This window comes from Rhizobium sp. WSM1328, assembly GCF_057653715.1.
This window is the reverse complement of sequence record NZ_CM172788.1, coordinates 1,381,513-1,405,352: the sequence shown is the minus strand read 5'-3', so window position 1 is coordinate 1,405,352 and position 23,840 is coordinate 1,381,513. Positions and strand designations below refer to the sequence as shown.

The window sequence follows — 23,840 nt, the reverse complement described above, 5'->3', positions numbered from 1 at the left end:
CATCCAAGAGATGAAACTGGGCTTTCGCGACGGCGTCCTCTACGACGAGAAGAGGTCGGACTGGGACGCCGCCGGACCCAGACCCATCAGTTGGTCCCTCTGGTACCCCGCCGCCGATGACGCGCGGAAAAGGGATATACCGGAAAGAAGCTGGTTCCAGAAAGCGGCCGTCGCCCGCGATGCACCCATCCGGCCGGAGGCCAGGCCCTATCCCCTTGTCCTGTTGTCGCATGGCACCGGCGGATCCGCGGCCGGGCTGGAGTGGCTGGCGCGACGCCTGGTCGATCGCGGATTTGCCGCGCTCGGCGTCAGCCATCACGGCAATACCGGCATCGAGCCCTATCGCGCTGAAGGCTTTGCCTGCCTCTGGGAGCGGGCGCCTGATCTCAGCTACATGCTCGACCACCGGGATGCGTGGCTCAGCGATCTCTCAGGCCATATCGATACGAACAGTGTCTTCGCAGCCGGATTTTCGGCCGGAGCCTATGGCGTGATGCTGCTGCTTGGCGCTATCGCCCAGTTCTCGCAGTTCGAACCATCGAGGATGAAGCCGGGTGGCGCGCGCGGACCGAGAGAATTTCCCGACCTTGCCGATCATATCCCGGCATTGCTGCGCACCAGCGATGTGTTTCGCGATTCGTGGTCCCGGATGTCGAAGTCCTACCGAGATGACAGAATCAGGGCCGCCCTCATCTGCGCGCCGGGTCGGTCCGTTCTCGGTTTCAGCGAGGAAAGCCTGAACGCTGTCGATGCGCCCGCCCTTATCCTGGTCGGTGATGCCGACAAGGCAGCACCGGCCGAAGAATGTTCGTCGTGGCTACATGCGCGGCTGCGGCGCAGCGTCCTTAAAATCTTCGGCGGCGGCCTTGGGCATTATGTCTTCGTGCCAGAGGGCACGGCGCTCGGCCTTGCCTTTGCGGCAGAACTCTTTACCGATCCCCCGGGCATCGAGCGCGCAGCCGTTCATGAAGAGATTGCCGATCTGTCGGCAGCGCTGTTTCAAGACAGCGGCATCATCGCGGAAAAGACGACGAATTGAGGAGCCCCCGGCGGTAAGACGCATTTGCTCCGCGCAGATGACCCTGCATGCAAATGCTGTCACCGATCCTGCTCTTTCACAGTGTCACCGGCGAAGGTTTCCTTCATCGCGCGAAGGATGATGACTGCCGAGGCCGCGCCTGGATCGATATGTCCGAGCGACCTCTCGCCGAGCCGGGCCGCTCTTCCCCGAGTTGCAACCATGGAACGGGTCGAATTCGCACCGGTTTCGGCCGCCTCCAATATGCTGGTCCACATTTCGAGGCTTCCGGCCGCCCGCGCCCGCGCAGTGACGGCGGCTTCGGTCGCGGGGATCCAGGCATCGAGCATCGTCTTGTCGCCGCGCTGGCCCTTTCCACGCTCCCTGATGCCGGCCGTCATCGCCTCGACGATCGCCGCCTGATCGGCGGTTGAAAGGTGTTGGTCCTCTTTCAGGACCTGGGCAGCCCTGCGAAATGCCGTGGCGTAAAGCGGTCCCGTGGATGCACCGACGGCATTCAGAAAGGCTGTCGCCGCCGACGTGAACACCTCTGATGGAAGCATGTGATCGAGGTCGAGTTTTGCGAGTTCCCCGTTCACCGCCGTGAAGCCGAGCACCATGGTGATTCCATGATCGGCGTCGCCGATAGCCCCGTCCAGATCCGAGAGACGGTCCTTCTCCGCCGTGATCGCAACGGAGATGCGATGAAACATCCTGCTAAGGTGGCGCGCCGCGCTTTCCGACATCATGATCCTCCCAGTTCGAGCAGGATGCGGCCCGTGTCAGCCGGGCGCATCGCTTATACCTTCAGTTCGCGACCCGCAGGAACGCGGTATCGCAAGGATGATGCAACAACTCCGTCAATTCCTGATCGAGGTGCAAGATCGATATGGATGCACCGACCATGTCGAGCGAGGTGCAATAGTGTCCCACCCAATTCGCCTCTATCGCGATGCCTTTCGCACTCAGCCGCTGCTCGACACGTCGGAAGAGAATATAGAGCTCCATCAGCGGCGTTGCGCCGAAGGAATTGACCAATACTGCGACGCGGTCGCCCGATGCCGGCTTCATTTCCGCGAATATGCGATCCATCACCCGATCGGTGATTTCATCGGCGGTCATCATCTTTTCGCGAATGACGCCGGGTTCACCATGGATGCCCATGCCGATCTCGATGTCGTCGGGGCCAATTTCAAAGTTGTGGCGACGGGTCTGGGGAAGCGAGCACGGTTCCAATGCAACGCCCATCGTAAATGTCCGTGCGTTGGCCTTGCGCGTCGCCGTTTCGCAGGCGGCAAGCGACAGCCCGCGGTCGCAGGCCGCTCCGGCGACCTTGAAGATGAAGAAATTGCCGGCGACGCCGCGCCGGCCCTCCCTGTCTTCCAGCGGCGATGAGGCGATGTCGTCCGTCGTCACGACCGTGCGGACCGCGATGTTTTCCTCCGCCGCCATCTCGGCTGCCATCTCGAAATTCATGACGTCGCCGGCATAGTTGCCGTAGACGAAAAGCACACCCTCTCCGCCGGACGCCGCCCTGGTGCATTGAAGGATCGGGCCGGGAGGCGGAGACGAGAAGATATTGCCGACAGCAACGGCATCGGCAAGCCCCTTCCCGACATAGCCGAAGAACGCAGGCTCGTGTCCCGTGCCGCCGCCGATCACAAGACCGACCTTGCCGGCGCGCGGTCCCGTCCGGGCAACGAGCGCACGGCGAGAACTGTCGACCGGCGCGAGATAGGCAGCGTGCGCCTTCACTGCGCCATAGAGCATTTCCTCGACGACCTCGTCGGGGTTGTTCAGAAATTTCTTGATGTGAGTGCGAAAACCGGTCGCTGACGGCGGCGTGCCAATTTCGACCCTCGGGCGCTGTAAAAGCTTCTGGTCGACCTCCGTCACACCGTCCGCATGCAGGATGCCGCGACCCGTCGCGGCGTCGGTGATCAGCACGTTGACATAGCCGCCGCGAAGGGCTGCGAGGATTGCCGGCACCTTGTCGAAACCGCCGGCGACAGCGATACGCAGACCGATCTTCTTCAGCATGTCGAGTGATATTCCGATCGTGCGGTCGTCAAGCGGCCCCGCGACCGGGCGGCCCTGCCCGTCGATGAAACGTCCGGCGACGATGCCTGCGGCATCCTTTGCCAGATATTGCTGCAACGATACCGATTCGAAGAATCCGCTGGTATGGATGGTCGAATTGGGGCGCATGGAGGCGATACCGAAAATCACCTTGTTGGCGTGTGAAAGCGCCTCGAACTGACTTTCGATCAATGGCTCGCGCAACAGGATATTGCGGACATCGGGAGCGGATACGATTGCCGGAGCTGCGATATTGATCAGCCGCGCGTCCACGGCATCGGCAAAGGCGGCTGCGCAAAGTTCGGGTGTATAGGCGAATGTCGCACTGGTTCCGCCGGTTGCCTGGACCACGGTGACGTCCTGCAGGCCACTTATCGAGGTCTGCTCACCGACCGCCATGACCGTGCGGCCCCAGACGACGGCCAGCGTATCACCGGATTTCACAAGCCTCTGCAGCGCTTGAGCGCCTGCGCGCCCGAGACGGTCGATGAGCGGGCGGGTATTGTCGTCGCTCGGAACGACGAGACAGTCCTGCAGACCGAAATGCCGTTTCAACTCCTGAGCAATCGTCAGCGAACTCAGGCGCGCCGGCTCGATGGAGATATTGACGATTCCGCGGGCGCGCGCATCGGCGAGATAGCTGTTCACCGTTGCCCGCGAAATTCCCATGGTATCGGCAATGTCGCCCTGCGTCATGCCGTCCTCATAATAGAGCCAGCAGGCCCAGACATAGGGATCATCGCCAAACCGCAGCGGGATGGGTTCCGACGCATCGTCAGCGCTGTTTCGCACGCTACCGTTCTTCCGCGCTGATGATGTCTTGACGGTCATGCTTCCTGGTTTCCCTGCGATGTTCAAATCGCCCGCGAAGATGAGCGCAAAGGCTCCGGTTTTCAACATTCTCCGCACAATGATTTCCGGCCGCCAACGCAGCCGGAAAGGTGATACTCGGGAGGATCACGGGGCTCTCACCAAAACCCGCTGTTTTTATGCGGATGGCCGAAGCCTTGCCTCTACGCCAAGCGCGAGCGACTGGAGGATCAGCGCGCAGGAAGTGGCGCCAGCATCCAGAACGCCAAGCGAACGTTCGCCGAGCCTGCTTGCCCGGCCGATCCTTGCCACCAGATCGCGGGTGCTGTCCCGGCCGGCCTCCGCCGCTGCGACGAGAACATTCAGCGATTCCGCAAACGACTTTCCGTCGCTATTGGCCAGATCGAACGCCTCTATGGCGGGCACGAGCGCATCGAGAAGGGTCTTGTCGCCCACTTTTGCGGACCCGATCGCCTGAATACCTTCAAGACCATTGTGCAGCATTGCGCTGAACATCCCCGCATCGATCTGCGCAGCCTTTTCGATCGTTTCAGCGAACTGAATGAACATGACGCCGTAGAGCGGCCCCATGGACCCGCCGATTTCCGTCATCAGCACCGTGCCGAGCGTGTCGAGAGCTTCGGCGAGCGACATGTCTGCGCCCTTGATCCGTTCGGCTGCCATGCCAAATCCCTTGGCCATGTTAACCCCATGATCGCCATCGCCGATCTTGCCGTCAATCTCGCTGAGATAAGCGCGATTCTCGATGATCCGATCCGCGAGCGAGAAAACGATGTCGCCTGAGGAAGCGTTGTCAAATTGCTGCATTCGCTTGGTCTCCCATCAAGGCATTGCCGGGCAGTGGACATCGACGTCGAGTAGCGTCTTCAACTCGTCGTCAAGCGCCATGACGGTCAGCGTCGCACCGACCATTTCCAACGAGGTGAAGTAATTACCGATATAGGTCTTGTAGATTTTCAGTCCGCGCCCGGTAATCTCGGTTTCGATCGTGTCGTGAAGGATATAAAGCTCGTTCAAGGGCGTCGCGCCGAGGCCGGAGACGATGACGGCCACTTCGGTTCCCGATGCCAGGCCGTGATCGTCCAGAACGATCCTGGCCATTTCGCGTGCGACCTCGGCGGCAGGCTTCAACGGCTCGACCCGGACCCCCGGCTCGCCGTGATGGCCAATGCCGACTTCCATCGTGCCCGGCGCAATCTGGAAGTTGGGATGCCCAACGGCGGGCAGCGTGCAGGGACCGAGGCCGATGCCGATGGAGCGGCAATTGTCGATCGCCCTTTGCGCTGTCGCCTGCACTTCCTCGAGGCTCGCCCCCTGCTCCGCTTTGGCGCCTGCGCATTTCCACATGAATATCTCGCCGGCGACGCCACGTCGCTTCTCGCGCTCGTCCGGTCCGGCCGAACATACATCGTCATTGGCGACGACGGTCGCGATCGTGATGCCCTCCTTGGCGGCAAGCTTGATCGCCATCTTCACGTTCATGTTGTCACCGGCATAATTGCCGTAGAGGCAGACGACGCCGTTGCCGCCATTGGCCTCGCGCGCGGCATCGAGAAAACTCTTGGCCGTCGGCGACGAAAACAGCTCACCCACCGCGACGGCATCCAGCATGTTGCGTCCGGTATAGCCGATAAAGGCGGGCTCATGGCCGGAACCACCGCCGGTGATGACGCCGACCTTGCCCGCGACGGGCGCATGGCGCGCAACGATGACGCGCGGATTGCCGTTGCCGAGCCTGACCATATCGGCATGCGCCTTGACGAAGCCCTTGACCGTATCCTCGACGACCTCGTCCGGATTGTTGATAAACCGCTGCATGGTTCCTCCTGTTTTCCGCGTGTCAGACAATGGTATAGCCGCCATCGATCAGAAGATCCGCGCCGTTGATCATCTCGGCGCCGCTCGATGCCAGAAACACCGCCGCCGCAGCGATCTCCTCGGGATAGGCGAAGCGTCCCGTCGGGATGCGCTTCTTCAGCTCCTCTCCGCGCGGGTTATCCCAGGCCTTTCTTCCAAGCTCGGTTAGAACCACCGTCGGCGAAATCGTATTGACGGTTATGCCGTATTTCCCCCACTCGGCGGCGAGCGTCTTGGAAAGGCCAATGACGCCGAATTTGGAGGCGCAATAGGCCACGTGCTGATCGATGGCGACCGTGCCGGCCTGCGAGGCGATATTGATGATCCTGCCGCCGCTGCCCGCCTTGAGCATGACCCGGCCTACAGCCTGACAGACGAGGAACGTTCCCTTGAGATTGATGTCTATGGTTCTGTCCCAGGCCTCCAGGGTGAGATCCTCGGCGGGGGCGAGCATGGCGACACCGGCGCTGTTGACGACGATATCGATATGGGCAAAGGCCGCCTGCGCCGCAGCGATGACGGCTTCCACCGATTGCGGGTTGGAAACGTCGCAGACGAAGGATTTCGCGCCATTTCCGAGGGCGTCGGCCTTGGATTTCGCGACCGTTTCATTGATGTCGATCACGCCGACGACCGCGCCCTTGGCGGCAAATGCCGATGCGATGGCATCGCCGATGCCGGAGGCGCCGCCCGTTACCAGGGCGACCTTGCCGCCCAGCGAAAAATTCAGATCAATCTGTTTTGAATCGGTCATGGATCTTTTCCCGGCTTGTCTGAGAAATGGGGCGGGCGCACCCGCCCCACACAATGGATTATTTACGTGTTGCGAGCAGCTTGTCGACATTGTCGGCCGTCACCGGCGTCCACGGCACATTGTAGTTCTTGTCCTTGCCGTCGTTCCACGGCATATCCTTGTAGGTCGCCCAGATATCGGACTGCGGCTTGTAGTCGCCCTTCTTGGCGTGGAAGATGGCCAGGTCGAGAGCGCCCTGAGCCTGTGCACGTGCGTCCTGCAGGATCGACGTCATCTCGCCGGCCTTGACGGCGCGAAGAGCGTCGGTGATGCCGTCGATGCCCGCGATCGCAAAGCTCTTCTCGTCGAGCCCCGCAGCCTTGATCGCCTCGATGGCGCCGAGCGCCATCTCGTCGTTCTGGCCGATCACGCCGTTGATCTGTTTCGGATGCGCGGTCAGCCAGTTTTCCATCAGCGTCTGCGCTTCGGCACGTGACCAGTTCGCCGTCTGGTCTTCGAGGACCTTCACGTCAGGGCATTCGGCGAGCGCCTTCTTATTGCCTTCCAGGCGCGAGATCTGTGCGGACTGACCGACCGGGCCTTCGAGGATGACGACATTGCCCTTGCAGCCGAGCTTGTCGAGGACGGTCTTGGCTTCCATGTAGCCCGAGATGGTATCGTCGGAACCGACATAGGAGGTCAGCAGGTCGGAATTGACGCGGGTGTTCGAACCGATCACCGGAATGCCGGCATCCACCGCCGACTGTACGGCTGCTGCGCCTGCATCGACGTCGATCGGTGCAAAGATGATCGCATTGTATTTCTGCGTGACCATCGTCTTGAACTGATCCTGCTGAACCAACGCGTCATAGCGACCGTCGAAAACAGTCAGCTCGACCTCCCCGCTCTTGACGGCCGGGTGCTCCTGCATCGCCGCCGCCCAGATCTGCATGAACTCCGCATTGAGGCCGTAAGGGGCTGCCCCGATCTTGATCTTTTCCTGGGCCACGGCCGACGAGGCCAGCAAAGCAGTCGCCGAAGCGAGCGCAATCATAAGCTTTCTCATCTCAATCTCCTCCACTTTAAGTTTTAGCGGCCGACATGGCTCGCCTCTGCAACAGGCCGGCAAGGGCCGGCACGGTTTCCGATGGGGCTCAGGCCCCGTAAGTTCGCTTCTGGTCGAGCATCACAGCGCCGACGATCAGGGCACCTTTCAGGACCTGCTGGTAGTAGGATTGGATCCCCATCAGATCGAGGCCGTTGTTCATGACGCCGATGATGAGCGCACCGATCAGCGTGCCCGTCACCCGGCCGACACCACCCGACAGACTAGTGCCGCCGATGACGACCGCCGCAATCGCGTCCAGCTCATAGGCAATGCCCGCCTGCGGCAGGGCCGATCCCGTCCGGGCGCTGAGCAGCATGCCGGCAAGACCGGCAAGACCGCCGGAAATGACATAGACAGTGAAACGAATGCGGCCGATGTCGATACCGGAGGTCTTTGCCGCATGCGGATTGCCTCCGACGGCATAGATGTAGCGGCCGAAGCGCGTCCGGCTGAGTATCCACCACGAAGCCGCGAAAACGACGGCGAGAATGATGACGGGGGCCGGAATGCCGAAGACGTCGCCGGTGCCGATCCACCGGAAGGCCGGCGTCAGCGCGGGAACGGGGCGACCGCCGCCATAGATCAGCGTCAAGCCGCGCGCGGCCGAAAGCATGCCAAGAGTGGCGACGAAGGCCGGAACGGAAAATCGCGAGACGATCGCCCCTGAAATCGCGCCGCAGGCAACGCCAACCAGGATGCCGACCGCAAGTCCGATGGCCACCGGATAGGGCGCACCGGCGATCGCCGCCGTAGCGGAGGTCGTCGAGAAGCTGGCGCTGACAATGCCGGCAAGCGCCACGACGGAGCCGACCGAAAGATCGATGCCGCGCGTCAGGATCACGAAGGTCATGCCGATGGCAAGCACGCCGTTGATCGAAGTCTGCAGGAGCACATTGGAAATATTGCCGCCGGTCAGGAAGAACTCGTTCGAGAACGAAAGGACCACCACGAGAAGCAGAAAAGCGAGAAAGATACCGTATTCCTGTATCAACAGCCGCCGCCGATCCGAACTGAACCAGCCGCCGGCATTGCTATCATCGCTCTCTGACACTCTTGCTCGCTCCTCTGGCGCCGTAAGGATGACCTGATCCTGATCAGGTCGATAGGTGGACGAGTGATTGGGCATCCGTTTCCTCCCGGCTGTAAATTCCCGCGCTCCTACCGGCGCGCATCACCATGATACGGTCCGACATGCCCAGAACTTCGTCGATTTCCGATGAGATCATCACGACCGTTCCGCCGGCCGCGGCAAAATCACAGATGATGCGGTAGATTTCGCGCTTGGCGCCGACATCGACGCCACGTGTCGGCTCATCGAGGAGCAGCACCTTCGGATTGCGCAGGAACCATTTTCCGAGCACCACTTTCTGCTGATTGCCGCCTGACAGGCCCGAGACCGGCATGGTGTCACGGGCGGCCTTGATCTGAAATTGCGCCTGGATCCGACGACTGGCCTCGGCCTCGCGACGGCGGCTCATGGCAAAGGAAGGGCTCATCTCCGGTAAGCTTGCCATACAGATGTTGGCGCGAACGGAGTCGGAGAGATTGAGGCCCGTCAGCTTGCGATCCTCCGTCACCAGCGCCAGGCCATTTGCCATCGCATCCGCCGGCTTCGACACGGAGATGCGGGCACCATCGACGACGATCCTGCCGTCGGAGGATTTTTCGAGGCCAAAAAGGCAATTGAAGATCTCGGTTCGGCCCGAGCCCATCAGCCCGTAGATGCCGAAGATCTCGCCCTTGCGGGCGGAGAAGGAAATGTCCTCGATCTTGTTCGGGCAACTCAGCGCCGTAACCTCGAGGCCGGTTTCGGATGTCGGCGTATTGGTCTTGACATATTCCTCGGCCAGTTCCCGGCCAACGATCATCCGGATGAGATCAGGACGGCTGATCTGCTTGAGGTCTCCGCTGCCGACATAGGCACCGTCGCGAAACACGGTATAGGAATCGGCGATCTGGAAGATTTCCGAAAGCCGGTGCGAGACATAGACGATGCCGCGTCCCTGCCCCTTCAGGCGCCGGATGGCCGCGAAGAGCTGCTGAGCCTCTTTCTCACCGATTGCCGAGGTTGGCTCGTCCATGAAGATGACCTCGGCATCGTGGCTTAGCGCCTTGGCGATCTCGACGAGCTGCATCTGCGCAACGGAGAGGTTCATCATGTACTGGGTGGCGCGGATATCGAATTCGAGATCGTCGAGAAGCCCTTGGGCGGAGCGGTTCATCGTCCGGAAATCGATACCGCCGAAACGTGTCGAGGGCTCGCGGCCGAGATAGATGTTTTCCGCTACCGTCATGTGCGGAACCGGGCTCAACTCCTGCTCGATGATGGCAATGCCGGAGGCGAGCGCGTCGGCGGGGCTGGCAAAGTCTACGTCCTTGCCACGACGGCGGATCGAGCCAGCATCGCGATTATGGATACCCATGAGGATCTTGAGAAAGGTCGACTTGCCTGCGCCGTTGCCGCCGCAAAGTGCGTGGACCGAGCCGGCGCGAAGTTCGAAGCGGCCGTCGCGCAATGCCGCGACACCACCAAAGGACTTCTTCAGCCCTTCCACATCCAGCAAAAGCTCCACCCTTTTCTCCTCCACACATGCACCGGCAACCGATTGGCGGGAGCCGATCGACATCGGTGATCTCCAGCCCCGATATCGACAATGACATTATTCGACATCGACTCGACAAATGTCAAGTCAGTGTCGAACATATAAATGCGAGGGCGGCTCAGCGGACCTTCCGCCATCGTCTCGAGGTGAAACGATAAGTTCTTACGCCGAACCAGAGCTATGATCGCCTCGACGATCGAGCCGCTGAAGCGCGCCGGACTTGCCAGCCTTCCAAAACAAAAAAGCCCCGTCTCCGGGGCTTTGTTGCTTCAATCTATCGTCAATCCGATCAGTCGACATCCTCGACGACCGCATCGGCGGCGCCGCTGATGCGATGGGCAAGTGCTGCTTCCATGAACTCGTTCAGGTCGCCGTCGAGAACGTCGTCCGGCGCGCTGCTGGCGACGCCGGTGCGCAGGTCCTTGACCATCTGATAGGGCTGCAACACGTAGGAGCGGATCTGGTGGCCCCAGCCGATCTCCGTCTTGGAAGCGGCTTCGGCACTGGCGGCGTCCTCACGCTTCTTCAATTCGGCTTCATACATGCGGGCACGCAGCATGTCCCAGGCCTTGGCGCGGTTCTTGTGCTGCGAGCGCTCCTGCTGGCACTGCACGACGATGCCCGTCGGGATATGCGTGATGCGCACGGCCGAGTCGGTGGTGTTGACGTGCTGGCCGCCGGCGCCCGACGAACGATAGGTATCGATGCGGCAGTCGCTTTCGTTGATCTCGATCTGGATCGAGTCGTCGACAACCGGATAGACCCAGATCGACGAGAAGGAGGTGTGGCGGCGCGCATTGCTGTCGTAGGGCGAGATGCGCACCAGCCGGTGTACGCCCGATTCCGTCTTCAGCCAGCCATAGGCATTATGACCCTTGACGAGCAGTGTCGCGGACTTGATGCCCGCCTCTTCGCCATCATGGACTTCGAGAAGCTCGACCTTGAAGCGCTGGCGTTCGGCCCAGCGGGTGTACATGCGCAAAAGCATGTTCGCCCAGTCCTGGCTTTCGGTGCCGCCGGCGCCGGAATGGACTTCGAGATAGGTGTCGTTGCCATCGGCTTCGCCGGAGAGCATGGCTTCCACCTGGCGGCGCGCGGCCTCGGCCTTCAAGGCCTTCAGCGTGTCTTCGGCTTCCTTGACGACGCTCTGGTCGCCCTCTTCCTCACCAAGCTCGATCAGCTCGATATTGTCGTTCAGCTGCTGTTCGAGCTGCTTGACGCCGTTGATGCCGTCATCGAGCTGCTGGCGTTCGCGCATCAGCTTCTGCGCTTCGGAAGCGTCGTTCCAGAGGTTCGGATCCTCTGCCTTGTTGTTCAACCAGTCCAGCCGTCTTATCGCTTGGTCCCAGTCAAAGATGCCTCCTCAGCAGGGTGATAGCCTGCTTGGTTTCATCGACCACGTTTTCGATTTCCGCTCGCATTTTCCTGCTTCTCTGTCTCGGTCTTCTTCAGGTGCTGGTGACATAGAGACGCCCGCCGCGGATGTAAAGGGCCGCAGCGGGCGTATAAAATTCAGGCCCTCGGTCAGAACAGGCCGGGCGTGCCGGTCTGGACGGCCTGGTTCGCCTGCGGCGAAGTCTTCAGGATTTCCTCCGGCGCCATGGTGCTGTCCATGCCGATCACGGAGAAGCTGTCGGCCGGGCCGGTGCCGGGCTTGAAGGCCTCGATGATGGTGTTCGGATCGCCTTCGCCGGCCGCCATGCCGGTCTTGCGGTCGATCGAAATCAGGTTCATGCCTGATGGAATGACGAACTTCGATTCCGGCGTGTCCTTGACGGCAGCCTGCATGAATTCGTTGAAGATCGGGGCGGACAAGACGCCACCGGTGCCGCCGCGGCCGAGCGGGGCCGGCGTATCGAAGCCCATATAGAGGCCTGCGACCAGATCCGGCGTGAAGCCGACGAACCAGGCATCCTTCTCGTCATTGGTGGTGCCGGTCTTTCCGGCGACGTCGCGACCGCCGAGATCGATCTTGCCGGCAGCGGTGCCGCGCTGGATGACGCCCTGCATCATCGAGGTGATCTGGTAGGCGGTCATCGGGTCGAGAACGGTTTCGCGATTGTCGACGATATTCGGCTCTTCCTGGTTCTGCCAGTCGCCGGCGTTGCAGCCCTCGCAGAGACGCTCCTCATGCTTGAAGATCGTCTTGCCGTAGCGGTCCTGGATGCGGTCGATCAATGTCGGCTTGATCTGCTTGCCGCCATTGGCGATGACCGAATAGGCCGAGACCATGCGCAGCACCGTCGTGTCGCCGGCGCCGAGCGACATGGAGAGAACCGGCAGCATGTGATCATAGATGCCGAAGCGCTCGGCATATTCGGCGACGATGTTCATGCCGAGATCGTTGGCGAGGCGCACCGTCATCAGATTGCGCGAATGCTCGATGCCCGAACGCAGCGTCGACGGGCCGCCGGATTCGCCGCCGTAGTTTTCCGGCCTCCAGACCTGGCCGCCCGAGACGATCTCGATCGGCGCGTCCATGATGACCGAAGCCGGCGTATAACCATTGTCCATCGCCGCCGCGTAGACGAAAGGCTTGAACGAGGAGCCCGGCTGACGCATCGCCTGGGTGGCGCGGTTGAACTCGGACTGGGCGTAGGAGAAGCCACCGACCATGGCGAGCACGCGGCCGGTCTTCGGATCCATGGCGACCAGACCACCTTGCACCTTCGGCGGCTGCTGCAGGCGATAGGAGGTCGACGCGTTGTCACCGAGCTTTGCGACATAGACAACGTCACCGGGGGACACGGCGCCGACCGGCGATTTCGTGGTCTTGCGGGCGCCGTCGGCCGAACGGAAGGCCCACTGCATGTTCTTGGCGTCGATCGTGCCGCGCTGGCGATCGGCCTCAACCTTGCCGCTTCCATCCTTGCCCGGCTGTAGGCCGATGTCGACGTTCGAGTCGGATACGGCGAGTACCACGGCAAGCCGCCATTCCGGCACATCGGACAGTGCGGGAACATCGGCAAGCGCTTTGCCCCAATCACCGCTCGCATCGATCTGCTTGATCGGGCCGTGGAAACCGCGGCGCTCGTCGTAAGTGACCAGACCGTCCTGCAGCGCCTTGCGGGCAGCGAGCTGCATCTGCGGATCGAGCGACGTGCGCACCGAAAGGCCGCCCTCATAAAGGACCTTTTCGCCGTACTGGTCGATCAGTTGGCGGCGCACGGCTTCGGCGAAAAAATCCGAAGCAAAGAGCGAGGGGCCGGTGGTGCGGGCGGTGACGCCGAGCGGCTGCTTCTTGGCTTCCTCGCCGTCAGGCTGGCTGACATAGCCGTTCTCGACCATCCGGTCGATCACCCAGTTCCGACGCTCGAGCGCAGCTTCCGGATGGCGGAACGGATGGTAATTGGCAGGACCCTTCGGCAGCGATGCCAGATAGGCGGCTTCGGCGACGGTCAGTTCGGTGACGGATTTATTGAAATAGGTGAGTGCTGCGCCGGCGATGCCATAGGAATTCAGGCCGAAAAAGATCTCGTTCAGGTAGAGTTCGAGGATCTTGTCTTTGCTGTAGGCCTGCTCGATACGGAAGGAGAGGATCGCTTCCTTGATCTTGCGGTCGATCGTCTGGTCCGAGCTCAAAAGGAAATTCTTGGCCACCTGCTGGGTGATTGTCGAGGCACCGACCGGGCGGCGGCCGGAACCGAAATTCTGCAGGTTGACGAGGATTGCGCGGCCGAGACCGGTGAGATCAACGCCCGGGTGATTGTAGAAATTCTTGTCTTCGGCCGACAGGAAAGCGGCCTTCACGCGGTCGGGAATAGCCTGGATCGGCAGGAAGAGACGCTTTTCCTTGGCGTATTCGGCCATCAGAGCGCCGTTGCCGGCGTGCACGCGGGTGGTCACCGGCGGCGCATAGCTGTTCAGAACGGCATAGTCCGGGAGATCCTTCGCGACATTGGCGAGATAGATGGCAATACCCGCCGCCGCGACCAGAAACAGGACGCAGGCCATTCCGAAGAAATATCCAAGAAGTCTAACCATATTTCAGCTACCGGTCTCTTCGATCTTCAATCGGCGCAGCCGCAACGATTGCACAGATCAAGGCAATTTGCACGTTGCGCGGCTTACTCTATGAGCGCTACCGCCACAAGCCGAATTCCGCGCCTCAGGCTGCGAAACATAAGCCGGAGTAACGGCGTGAATGTGAGCAAAATAGGGCTGTCTGCGCCGCATTCACGGCTGCGGCCGCGTTTCATTAGAACTGTCACATCCAAGCAACGCCCGGCGCCGCCGTCAATCTGAGGTATCTTGCTCAGAATTTGATTCATGCGGCGCACTTAAATCTTTGTTTTCATGCATGTCGCCGTACTGCAACCGCTACAGATCTTTAGGCGGCGGCCGTCAGCCGCCATTCGCCATGACGGCGGCGCGGTATCGCTTGACTGCGTCGGTCAAGAGACCGGCGATCTTGCCGCGCCAGGCCTCGTCGAGCAGCAGTTTCTCGTCCTCGGCATTCGAGAGGAAGCCGATCTCGAGAAGGATCGACGGCACGTCAGGCGCCTGCAGCACGCGGAAGCCGGCATGACGGTGCGGATTGTTGATGGTGCCGACCTGATCCTTGAAAGAATTCAGCACACTCTCGGCCAGCGAGATCGAGAAGGCCTGCGTCTCGCGCCGCGTCAGATCGAGCAGGATGTCGGCAACTTCCGGCGGCTCGGCGACCGTCTCCTTGCCGGCGATCTGGTCGGAGAGGTTTTCACGTTCAGCAAGGTCGGCGGCGAGCTTGTCGGATGCCTTGTCGGAGATCGTGTAGACGGTCGCGCCGCGGATATCCTTCTGCTTCAGCGTGTCGGCATGCAGCGAAATGAAGAGGCCGGCATGATTCTGGCGTGCGATCAGCACACGCTGCGAAAGCGACAGGAACTCGTCATCTTCGCGCGTCAGGAAAGCCTTGATGCCCGGTTCCTTGTTCAGCCGGTCGGTCAAGGCCTTCGCGAAGGCAAGCGTCACCTGCTTTTCCTCGGTCTTGGTGTCGACGCCGATCGCGCCGGTGTCGATGCCGCCATGGCCGGCGTCGACGGCGATGACGAAATCGCCGGGCGCAGCCTTTTGCGGTGCCGGAATGGCGCTCGTCGTCTGAGCCGCCTCAGTCCGGTCGCTCCAGGATTGCGTCTTCACCAGTTCGGCAAAGGCCTTCTTGTCGATCATCTCTGCATCGAGCACGAGGCGATGGCCGTTGCCCGTCTCATCGGCCTGCACCTTGGCAAGCGCCAGCTTCACCGGCCCTGTCGTCGTCAGCACGATGCGGGCGCTCTCTTCGTCCATCTTGCCGTAGCGGATATCCTTGAACAGGCCGCGGGCGGCAAGATCCTTCGCCGCAAAACCGAAAGCGGTCGCCGGCAAGTCGACGACGATGCGTTCCGGATTGGCGATATAGTGGACGGAGAAACGCGGCTCGCGATCGAAATCGATGACGATGCGGGTCCTTGCGTCGTCGCCGACGATGCGCGCGCCATAGGCAAGCAGCGGATCCTTGGCCTCGACGGAGCTGGCAGCTGCCGGCAGCAGACTAACGACCAGAAGCGCCGCCAGAACCCGCCTTGCGAATGTCGATCGCCGCGCTGCGGATTTCGCCGCGATCCGAGCCCTCTTAAACAATAAACCGCCACACCCTATCTGTATTGCGATGGACCCGACGCGGCTGCGGCCAACGTCCCTGTGACGAAACACCCGCTGCAGCCTGCCGAATCGCGATCACTTTATCCCCAGCTTCTATGCGTTGCGAAATCCATCAATATTATGGCACATTTGGCTTTTCCCTTGCTATTGTGACACAGAAAACATACAACGAATTTCAGGGTAAAGTGTTGACGGGATAGAGTCGCCGCGAAGGCTGCCAGCCAGATCAGGACCTGGCGCCACACCGGTCATCGTCCGCCGTCTCATGCGCTTAATCCCTAGAACTGGATCCTGATTTTCCGGCTTATTGTCGGAATTCATTGGTGGATCAGCCACCACGCTCTCAGGGAGCAAACTCATCGGACCCGAACGGGTCTTCGTATTTGTCGATCACGCTTGGTTGTTGATGGTTTCGCAGCAGGTTTTATCTGAAGTGTACAGGCCCCGGACCGAAATGGTTCCGGCTGCGGTCTGGCTGCTGCCCTCCCCCTCGCATCAGGCGCGACTTTCATTATCCGGCGCGGCTACAGTGGACCGCATTCTTTCTGTCTCAACAGCAGTCGGGAATGCGCTCTCGCGGCCACGCCGAGGAGCACAGCTTACATGGCAGACAAAATGCTTATCGATGCGTCTCACGAGGAAGAGACGCGCGTCGTTGTCGTTCGCGGGAACCGCATAGAAGAATTTGACTTCGAGTCCCAGCACAAGAAGCAGATCCGCGGCAACATCTATCTTGCAAAGGTGACGAGGGTCGAACCCTCGCTGCAAGCCGCCTTCGTCGATTACGGCGGCAACCGGCACGGTTTCCTGGCCTTCGCCGAAATCCATCCCGACTATTATCAGATACCGCTTGCCGACCGTCAGGCGCTGCTTCGGGCCGAAGCCGAGGAGCATCGCCGCGACGAAGACGTCGAGCATGTCGAAACCGCGCCGATGGTCGATCTTTCCAAGCAGGATCAGCCGGATGTCGGCATCGCGCCGGAAGCGGCTGCCGTAACGGAAGAGACCGCAGCGGTAGAGGCCGCAGCATCGCCCGAGGCCGCCGAGGAAGCGCCGGCCAAGAAGGCAAGGCCGCGTCGCAGCCGCAAGAAGGCAGCCGAACCGGTTGCCGAAACGACCGCGACCGAGGACGCTGTTCCCACAGACGTCGAAGCCGAAGGCGCGTCGAGCGTCGACAATGAGGATGACGGTTCGACCGGCGGCGCGATGGCCGCGATGGTGGAAACCGACTCGATCTCCGAGGACGTCGATACCAGCAAGCGTCGCCACGATGACGACGACGATGATGACGATCACGGTGAAGAAGAAGTCATCGAATCCGTCGGCGCCGAAGACGCGATGGAAGAAGTGCCGGACCGCGTGCAGCGCAAGCCGCGCAAGCAGTACCGCATCCAGGAAGTCATCAAGCGCCGCCAGATCCTGCTCGTGCAGGTCGCCAAGGAAGAGCGCGGCAACAAGGGTGCAGCCCTTACCACCTATCTCTCGCTCGCCGGCCGCTATTCGGTTTTGATGCCGAACACGGCGCGCGGCGGCGGCATTTCCCGCAAGATCACCAATCCTGCCGACCGCAAGCGCCTGAAGGAAATCGCGCGCCTGCTCGAGGTGCCGCAGGGCATGGGCGTCATCCTTCGCACCGCCGGTGCCAACCGCACCAAGGTGGAGGTCAAGCGCGACTTCGAATATCTGATGCGCCTTTGGGAGAACGTGCGCACGCTGACGCTGGCGTCCACCGCTCCCTGCCTCGTCTACGAGGAAGGCTCGCTGATCAAGCGTTCGATCCGCGACCTCTACAACAAGGATATCAGCGAAGTCATCGTTTCCGGCGAAGAAGGCTATCGTGAAGCGAAAGACTTCATGAAAATGCTGATGCCGAGCCATGCCAAGGTGGTTCAGCCCTATCGCGACATCCATCCGATCTTTTCGCGTTCCGGCATCGAGGCTCAGCTCGACCGCATGCTGCAGCCGCAGGTGACGCTGAAGTCCGGCGGCTATCTGATCATGAACCAGACCGAAGCGCTGGTTTCGATCGACGTCAACTCCGGCCGCTCGACCCGCGAACATTCGATCGAAGACACCGCGCTGCAGACGAATCTGGAGGCTGCAGACGAAGTCGCCCGCCAGCTTCGCCTTCGCGACCTTGCCGGCCTGATCGTCATCGACTTCATCGACATGGAAGAGAAGCGCAACAACCGCGCCGTCGAGAAGAAGCTGAAGGAATGCCTGAAGAACGACCGTGCCCGCATCCAGGTCGGCCGGATCTCGCATTTCGGCCTGCTCGAAATGTCGCGCCAGCGCATCCGCGCTTCGGTTCTCGAATCGACGACGCAGGTCTGCTCGCATTGCGGCGGCAGCGGCCATGTGCGTTCGCAGTCCTCCGTCGCCCTGCATGTCCTGCGCGGCATCGAGGAATATCTGCTCAAGAACACCACGCACAACATCACCGTGCGCACCACGCCTGACATCGCGCTCTACCTGCTCAACCACAAGCGCCAGACGATCATCGATTATGAGAGCCGCTTCGGCGTTGCGATCATCATCGATGCGGACGGCTCGGTCGGCGCGCAACATTTCGCGATCGATCGCGGCGAGCCGGTGGAAAACCCGGTCAAGATTGAAACCCTCTTCAACTTCGCAGCCATTCCCGAGGATGACGACGACGACATCGTCATCGAAGTGGATGAGGAGGAAGACGAGGAACTCGAGGAAAAGCCGGCCGTTTCCGAGCGGCCCGTCGCGGCCCGCGCGGAAAGCGAAGCCGACGGCAATCGCAAGCGCAAGCGCCGCAGGCGCCGCCGCGGCCGCAACGGCAATGCCGAACAGCCGCTATCAGCGACAGGCGAAGCCGGCGACGAGGATGAGGACGGCGACGACGAGGGTGGCGAAGGTGATGAAAACACCGAAGCCACGCCCGAGACACGTGCCGAAAGCGAGGAATCGCAGCGCCGCAAGCGGCGCCGTCGCGGCAAGCGGGGCGGCCGTCGCAATCGCGCCGAGGATGGTTCGGAACTGACGGCTGGCGAAGCCGGTGAAGACAATGGCGGCGACGAGGACGAAGGCGACGACGTTTCGAACGACGGCGCTCCGAGCGAAGCCGTAGCGGTCGAGGCGATTGCCGAACAGGCCGACGAAGGCCAGGCCGCGATGGCAGCCGTCGAGAGCGCGCCTGTCATAACCGAAGAGGTGAAGCCCGCCCGTGCCCGCGGCCGCCGCAAACCGGCCGCAGCGCCGGTTGAGGAACCGGTTGCAGAGACGGCCCCTGCGGTCGAGGCCGAACCCGAACTGGTAGAAGCCTCCGCCGATCTCGAAACATCGGTTCAGGAAGAGGCAAAGCCGGTTCGCGCCAACCGCGAATCCAACATCTCCTCCTCCGAGCCGACGGTGAAATCCACCCGCGTCGAGAATGTCGAAGGCGATGACGGCAAGCCGAAGAAAGCCGGCTGGTGGCAGCGCCGTGGCTTCTTCTGAACGCTGATTTTTGGACGTAAACACTGAAATCCGGCCGCGGCGACGCGGCCGGATTTTCGTTTATGGCGATGACATCGTCGCCGAGCTTGAACTGCCGTGACGTGGATGTGTATCTCTATGATAATCATACTCATGGGGCGCAATCATGCGGACGAATATCGGTATCGATGATGCCTTGCTCGACGCAACAATGACCACCACGGGACAAAAAGGCCACCGTCGACCAGGCTTTGCGAAGCCTCGTTGAGAGGCACCGCCGGAAAAATCCGATCGTAGATCTTGCAGGGATAGGCTGGGAAGGCGACCTCGGCGCGATACGTCGCGACCGGCCGGACGATAAACGATGATCGCCGTAGGACAATCCGATGGCCGAGCGTCTTGGCCTCGGGATCGCCTACCCCGCTGCGGTCAGGCCGCTGGCGGATAGAGCAGGTCGACGATGTAGCTGGCGTCGAAGCGGGAATCGAGCATGCCGTAGGTGGATCGCCAGCCGCCGGCAAGACGCGTCTCGATGAAGGCATCGGCAATGCGCCCTGCCCCAAGGCGATAGAGTTCGGCTGCACCGGCGGCGAGCGCCAGTTGCTCGACGAGCAGGCGCGCGGCGCCCTCGTCCTGTTCGCAAAGCGCGATTGCAGCGCGCAGCACGTCGATCGTCTTCTTGCCGGCAGGGCCGAGATCGCGGGCAAGGCCGGCGAAGACCGTTTCGAACAGATCCTTGCCGCGGTTCAGCACGCGCAGCACGTCGAGCGCCATGACGTTGCCGGAGCCTTCCCAGATGGCGTTGACCGGAGCCTCGCGGTAATGGCGGGCGATCGGACGCTCTTCGATGTAGCCGTTGCCGCCGATGCATTCCATCGCCTCGTAGATCAGCGCCGGTGCGATCTTACAGCACCAGTATTTGGCGACAGGCGTCATGACGCGGGCATAGGCCGCGTCCTCGGCGTTGCCGCGCGCCTTGTCGAAGGCGTCGGCTAGACGGAAGGACAGTGCCGTCGCGGCGGCAACATCGAGCGCCATGTCGGCGAGCACGCGCGTCATGATCGGCTGGTTGACGAGCATTTTGCCGAAGACGCTGCGGCCGCGGGTGTGGTGCACGGCTTCGGCGAGCGAGGCGCGCATCATGCCTGACGAGGCCAGCGCGCAGTCGAGCCGCGTCAGCGTCACCATGTCGAGGATGGTGCGGATACCGGCATCCGGACCACCGAGCAGAAAACCGAACGTGTCTGTAAACTCGACCTCGGAGGAGGCGTTGGAGCGGTTGCCGACCTTGTCCTTCAGCCGCTGGAATTGCAGCCCGTTGGCGGAACCATCCTCCAGAAGGCGCGGCACGAGGAAGCAGCCCATGCCCTCCTTCGTCTGCGCCAGCATGATGAAAGCATCGCTCATCGGTGCCGACATGAACCACTTGTGCCCGGACAGCCGGTAGATGCCCTCGCTGACCTTTTCGGCAGCGCTCCTGTTGGCGCGCACATCCGTGCCGCCCTGCTTTTCCGTCATGCCCATGCCGATGGTCACGGCGGATTTTTGCATGGCGGGCTTGTTCGACGAATCATATTTGCGCGAGAGAATTTTGGGCGCCCAGTCCTTCTGGACCGCGGGCGAAGCCGAGAGCGCCGCAACGGAAGCGCTCGTCATCGTCAGCGGGCAGAGATGGCCGGATTCCAGCTGTGACGTCAGATAAAACCGCGCGGCGCGAACCTTGTGGGCCTCGTCCTTGGCATCGGTATCGGCCTGGGGATCCCAGACGGAGGAATGCAGGCCGACCGACATCGAGCGCCGCATCAGCGCATGCCAGGCAGGATGGAATTCGACGACGTCGAGGCGCTCACCGCGTGGACCATGAGTGCGCAGCTGCGGCGTGCCCTGGTTTGCCATGCGCGCCATCTCCTGCGCCTCTGGCGAGGTGACGTAGCGGCCCATGTTTTCCAGGTCTTCGCGGATGCCGCGCGGCAGGGCCGCCGTCAGATCGACGATCAACGGATCAGATCGATAGGCATTGATGCCGGACCACAGGCTCGGCTGGTTGAGTTCTGCGAGTTTGTCATCAGTCCGGTTGGCGGAGGTCATAATTCGCTTCTAGTGTAAGAACCCGGCAAAGGGAAACCGGAAGTTATGATTCGGTTCATTCTGCTCTATCGGAATTCGGGCGAAAATGCATGGGGACATAAGCCTTTGCCCACAGCACATGCTTGCCCCGGCGGGCAGCACTCTTTATAGACCCGCCAGAGACAGCAAGAGGCAGGGTCATGGTCTTTTTCCCCCACCGCCACCTCATCGGCATCAAGGGCCTCACCGAGCAGGATATCACCTATCTTCTCGACAAGGCGGACGAGGCCGTCAAGATCAGCCGCCAGAGAGAGAAGAAAACGTCGACGCTGCGCGGACTGACGCAGATCAACCTCTTCTTCGAGGCATCAACCCGCACACAGGCCTCCTTCGAGCTTGCCGGCAAGCGGCTCGGCGCCGACGTGATGAACATGTCGGTTGGCAATTCCTCGGTGAAGAAAGGCGAAACGCTAATCGACACGGCGATGACGCTGAATGCGATGCGCCCCGACGTGCTGGTGATCCGCCATTCGAGCGCCGGTGCCGCCGCCCTTCTCGCCCAGAAGGTCTCCTGCTCGGTCGTCAATGCCGGCGACGGGCAGCACGAACATCCGACCCAGGCACTGCTCGACGCGCTGACGATCCGCCGCGCCAAGGGCAAACTTTCGCGCATCATCGTGGCGATCTGCGGCGACGTGCTGCATTCGCGGGTGGCGCGCTCCAATATCCTGCTGCTCAACGCCATGGGCGCCCGCGTGCGTGTCGTCGCGCCCGCGACCCTCCTGCCGGCCGGCATCGCCGAGATGGGCGTCGAGGTCTTCCATTCGATGAAGGAAGGGCTGAAGGGCGCCGACGTGGTGATGATGCTGCGGCTGCAGCGCGAGCGCATGTCCGGCGCCTTCGTGCCTTCGGTGCGCGAATACTATCACTTCTACGGGCTCGACGCCGAAACGCTGAAAGCGGCGAAGGAAGATGCGCTCGTCATGCATCCCGGCCCGATGAACCGCGGCGTCGAAATCGCTTCGGAAGTGGCGGACGGGCCGCAGAGCGTCATCGCCGAACAGGTGGAAATGGGGGTCGCGGTGCGCATGGCCGTCATGGAAACGCTGCTCGTCTCGCAGAACCAAGGCCCCCGAAGCGATGGAATGATGGCATGAGCAACCCGATCGTCCTCAAGAACGTCCGCATCATCGACCCGTCGCGCAATCTCGACGAGGTGGGGACGATCATTGCCGAAAACGGCGTGATTCTCGCCGCCGGCGGCAAGGCGCAGAACCAGGGCGCGCCTGATGGAGCCGTCATCCGCGACTGCACGGGCCTTGTCGCGACGCCCGGCCTCGTCGATGCGCGCGTCCATGTCGGCGAACCCGGCGGCGAACACCGTGAGACGATCGCCTCGGTGAGCCGGGCGGCCGCCGCCGGCGGCGTCACCTCGATCATCATGATGCCGGACACCGATCCCATCATCGACGACATCGCACTCGTCGAATTCGTCAAGAAGACGGCGCGGGATACGGCCGCCGTCAACGTCTATCCGGCAGCCGCCATCACCAAGGGCCTTGCCGGCGAGGAGATGACGGAGATCGGCCTGTTGATGCAGGCAGGCGCCGTCGCCTTTACCGATGCCCATTCCAGCGTCCACGACACACAGGTGCTGCGCCGGATCATGACCTATGCGCGCGAATTCGGCGCCGTCATCTGCTGCGAAACACGCGACAAATATCTCGGCGCCAACGGCGTCATGCATGAGGGGCTTTTCGCCAGCTGGCTCGGGCTTTCCGGCATTCCAAAGGAAGCCGAGCTCATCCCGCTCGAACGCGATCTGAGGATCGCGCAGCTGACGCGCGGCCGTTATCACGCCGCGATGATCTCGGTGCCGGAATCGGTCGAGGCGATCGAGCGCGCCCGCAGCCGCGGCGCCAAGGTGACCTGCGGCATCTCGATCAACAATCTGGCGCTCAACGAAAACGACATCGGCGAATACCGCACCTTCTTCAAGCTCTATCCGCCGCTGCGCCCGGAAGACGACCGGGTGGCGATGGCCGACGCCCTTGCGAGCGGCGCGATCGATATCATCGTCTCCTCGCACGACCCGCAGGATGTCGATACGAAGCGCCTGCCCTTCGGCGAGGCGGAGGACGGCGCGATCGGCCTCGAAACCATGCTAGCGGCAGCCCTCAGGCTTCATCATGGCGGCCAGGTGAGCCTGATGCGTCTGATCGACGCCATGTCGACCCGTCCCGCTCAGATTTTCGGCCTGAATGCCGGCACGCTGAAGCCGGGCGCTGCGGCTGATATCGCGTTGATCGATCTCGATGAGCCTTGGCTTGTCGCCAAAGACATGCTTCTCTCCCGCTCGAAGAACACTCCGTTCGAGGATGCGCGCTTCAGTGGGCGGGCGGTTGCGACATACGTCTCGGGAAAGCTTGTCCACGCAATTTAGAACCGACACTATCGCCGTCCATCCCCCAGCGGGAG

Annotated in this window: 16 protein-coding genes; 4 read left to right on the top strand and 12 right to left on the bottom strand. The window is 61.8% G+C overall.

Features of this window, described 5'->3' with window-relative positions; all coding sequences use genetic code 11:
• Positions 1–10 precede the first annotated feature (10 nt).
• Positions 11–1,039, top strand: coding sequence for an alpha/beta hydrolase family protein (locus AC2444_RS07085; RefSeq protein WP_012757005.1), 1,029 nt, complete (start codon positions 11–13; stop codon positions 1,037–1,039).
• Between the two features lie 59 nt (positions 1,040–1,098).
• Here AC2444_RS07085 and dhaL (AC2444_RS07080) read toward each other — a convergent pair whose 3' ends face one another.
• From dhaL (AC2444_RS07080) to AC2444_RS07030, 11 genes are all read right to left on the bottom strand, one after another.
• Positions 1,099–1,764 carry a dihydroxyacetone kinase subunit DhaL gene (dhaL, locus tag AC2444_RS07080; protein WP_012757004.1) on the bottom strand — a complete coding sequence of 222 codons (666 nt, stop codon included), beginning with the start codon at positions 1,762–1,764 and terminating at the stop codon, positions 1,099–1,101.
• Between the two features lie 61 nt (positions 1,765–1,825).
• A complete protein-coding gene (locus AC2444_RS07075; RefSeq protein WP_012757003.1) occupies positions 1,826–3,928 on the bottom strand; it encodes a bifunctional sugar-binding transcriptional regulator/dihydroxyacetone kinase subunit DhaK in 2,103 nt (700 codons plus the stop codon).
• A 156-nt stretch (positions 3,929–4,084) separates the two neighbouring features.
• Positions 4,085–4,735, bottom strand: a complete 651-nt coding sequence (gene dhaL / locus AC2444_RS07070) for a dihydroxyacetone kinase subunit DhaL (RefSeq protein WP_012757002.1) — start codon at positions 4,733–4,735, stop codon at positions 4,085–4,087.
• Positions 4,736–4,750: 15 nt separating this feature from the next.
• Complete coding sequence (locus AC2444_RS07065) at positions 4,751–5,746, bottom strand: dihydroxyacetone kinase subunit DhaK (RefSeq protein WP_012757001.1); 996 nt, start codon at positions 5,744–5,746, stop codon at positions 4,751–4,753.
• 22 nt (positions 5,747–5,768) lie between these two features.
• The gene (locus AC2444_RS07060; RefSeq protein ID WP_012757000.1) at positions 5,769–6,539 is read right to left on the bottom strand and encodes an SDR family oxidoreductase; all 771 of its coding nucleotides are present in this window, start codon (positions 6,537–6,539) and stop codon (positions 5,769–5,771) included.
• A gap of 58 nt (positions 6,540–6,597) precedes the next feature.
• Entirely contained in the window at positions 6,598–7,584 is a 987-nt protein-coding gene (locus AC2444_RS07055; protein WP_012756999.1) for a substrate-binding domain-containing protein, read from the bottom strand.
• Between the two features lie 88 nt (positions 7,585–7,672).
• Positions 7,673–8,677, bottom strand: coding sequence for an ABC transporter permease (locus AC2444_RS07050; protein WP_011651405.1), 1,005 nt, complete (start codon positions 8,675–8,677; stop codon positions 7,673–7,675).
• A gap of 43 nt (positions 8,678–8,720) precedes the next feature.
• Positions 8,721–10,199 (bottom strand): sugar ABC transporter ATP-binding protein, encoded by a 1,479-nt coding sequence (locus AC2444_RS07045; RefSeq protein WP_012756998.1) that lies wholly within the window; start codon positions 10,197–10,199, stop codon positions 8,721–8,723.
• A gap of 319 nt (positions 10,200–10,518) precedes the next feature.
• A protein-coding gene (prfB, locus tag AC2444_RS07040) for a peptide chain release factor 2 (RefSeq protein WP_012756997.1) occupies positions 10,519–11,650 on the bottom strand; the annotation gives its coding sequence in 2 pieces (ribosomal slippage) (positions 10,519–11,580 and positions 11,582–11,650; 1,131 coding nt in all).
• 103 nt (positions 11,651–11,753) lie between these two features.
• Positions 11,754–14,213, bottom strand: coding sequence for a penicillin-binding protein 1A (locus AC2444_RS07035; protein WP_041935501.1), 2,460 nt, complete (start codon positions 14,211–14,213; stop codon positions 11,754–11,756).
• Between the two features lie 360 nt (positions 14,214–14,573).
• Complete coding sequence (locus AC2444_RS07030; protein WP_017993635.1) at positions 14,574–15,830, bottom strand: N-acetylmuramoyl-L-alanine amidase; 1,257 nt, start codon at positions 15,828–15,830, stop codon at positions 14,574–14,576.
• 624 nt (positions 15,831–16,454) lie between these two features.
• Between AC2444_RS07030 and AC2444_RS07025 the strand changes: the two genes are divergently transcribed.
• Positions 16,455–19,316 (top strand): Rne/Rng family ribonuclease, encoded by a 2,862-nt coding sequence (locus AC2444_RS07025; RefSeq protein ID WP_012756994.1) that lies wholly within the window; start codon positions 16,455–16,457, stop codon positions 19,314–19,316.
• 408 nt (positions 19,317–19,724) lie between these two features.
• Here AC2444_RS07025 and AC2444_RS07020 read toward each other — a convergent pair whose 3' ends face one another.
• Entirely contained in the window at positions 19,725–21,383 is a 1,659-nt protein-coding gene (locus AC2444_RS07020) for an acyl-CoA dehydrogenase family protein (RefSeq protein WP_012756993.1), read from the bottom strand.
• 179 nt (positions 21,384–21,562) lie between these two features.
• On the opposite strand from AC2444_RS07020, the gene AC2444_RS07015 reads away from it, so the two are divergent.
• Positions 21,563–22,519 (top strand): aspartate carbamoyltransferase catalytic subunit, encoded by a 957-nt coding sequence (locus AC2444_RS07015; protein WP_012756992.1) that lies wholly within the window; start codon positions 21,563–21,565, stop codon positions 22,517–22,519.
• A complete protein-coding gene (locus AC2444_RS07010) occupies positions 22,516–23,805 on the top strand; it encodes a dihydroorotase (RefSeq protein WP_012756991.1) in 1,290 nt (429 codons plus the stop codon). The genes AC2444_RS07015 and AC2444_RS07010 overlap by 4 nt, the downstream gene beginning before the upstream one ends.
• Positions 23,806–23,840 lie beyond the last annotated feature (35 nt).

Coding starts and splice junctions, on each gene's coding strand:
- AC2444_RS07085 (WP_012757005.1), top strand. CDS start 11: ATGAAACTGGGCTTTCGCGACGGCGTCCTCTACGACGAGAAGAGGTCG.
- dhaL (WP_012757004.1), bottom strand. CDS start 1,764: ATGTCGGAAAGCGCGGCGCGCCACCTTAGCAGGATGTTTCATCGCATC.
- AC2444_RS07075 (WP_012757003.1), bottom strand. CDS start 3,928: ATGACCGTCAAGACATCATCAGCGCGGAAGAACGGTAGCGTGCGAAAC.
- dhaL (WP_012757002.1), bottom strand. CDS start 4,735: ATGCAGCAATTTGACAACGCTTCCTCAGGCGACATCGTTTTCTCGCTC.
- AC2444_RS07065 (WP_012757001.1), bottom strand. CDS start 5,746: ATGCAGCGGTTTATCAACAATCCGGACGAGGTCGTCGAGGATACGGTC.
- AC2444_RS07060 (WP_012757000.1), bottom strand. CDS start 6,539: ATGACCGATTCAAAACAGATTGATCTGAATTTTTCGCTGGGCGGCAAG.
- AC2444_RS07055 (WP_012756999.1), bottom strand. CDS start 7,584: ATGAGAAAGCTTATGATTGCGCTCGCTTCGGCGACTGCTTTGCTGGCC.
- AC2444_RS07035 (WP_041935501.1), bottom strand. CDS start 14,213: ATGGTTAGACTTCTTGGATATTTCTTCGGAATGGCCTGCGTCCTGTTT.
- AC2444_RS07025 (WP_012756994.1), top strand. CDS start 16,455: ATGGCAGACAAAATGCTTATCGATGCGTCTCACGAGGAAGAGACGCGC.
- AC2444_RS07020 (WP_012756993.1), bottom strand. CDS start 21,383: ATGACCTCCGCCAACCGGACTGATGACAAACTCGCAGAACTCAACCAG.
- AC2444_RS07015 (WP_012756992.1), top strand. CDS start 21,563: ATGGTCTTTTTCCCCCACCGCCACCTCATCGGCATCAAGGGCCTCACC.
- AC2444_RS07010 (WP_012756991.1), top strand. CDS start 22,516: ATGAGCAACCCGATCGTCCTCAAGAACGTCCGCATCATCGACCCGTCG.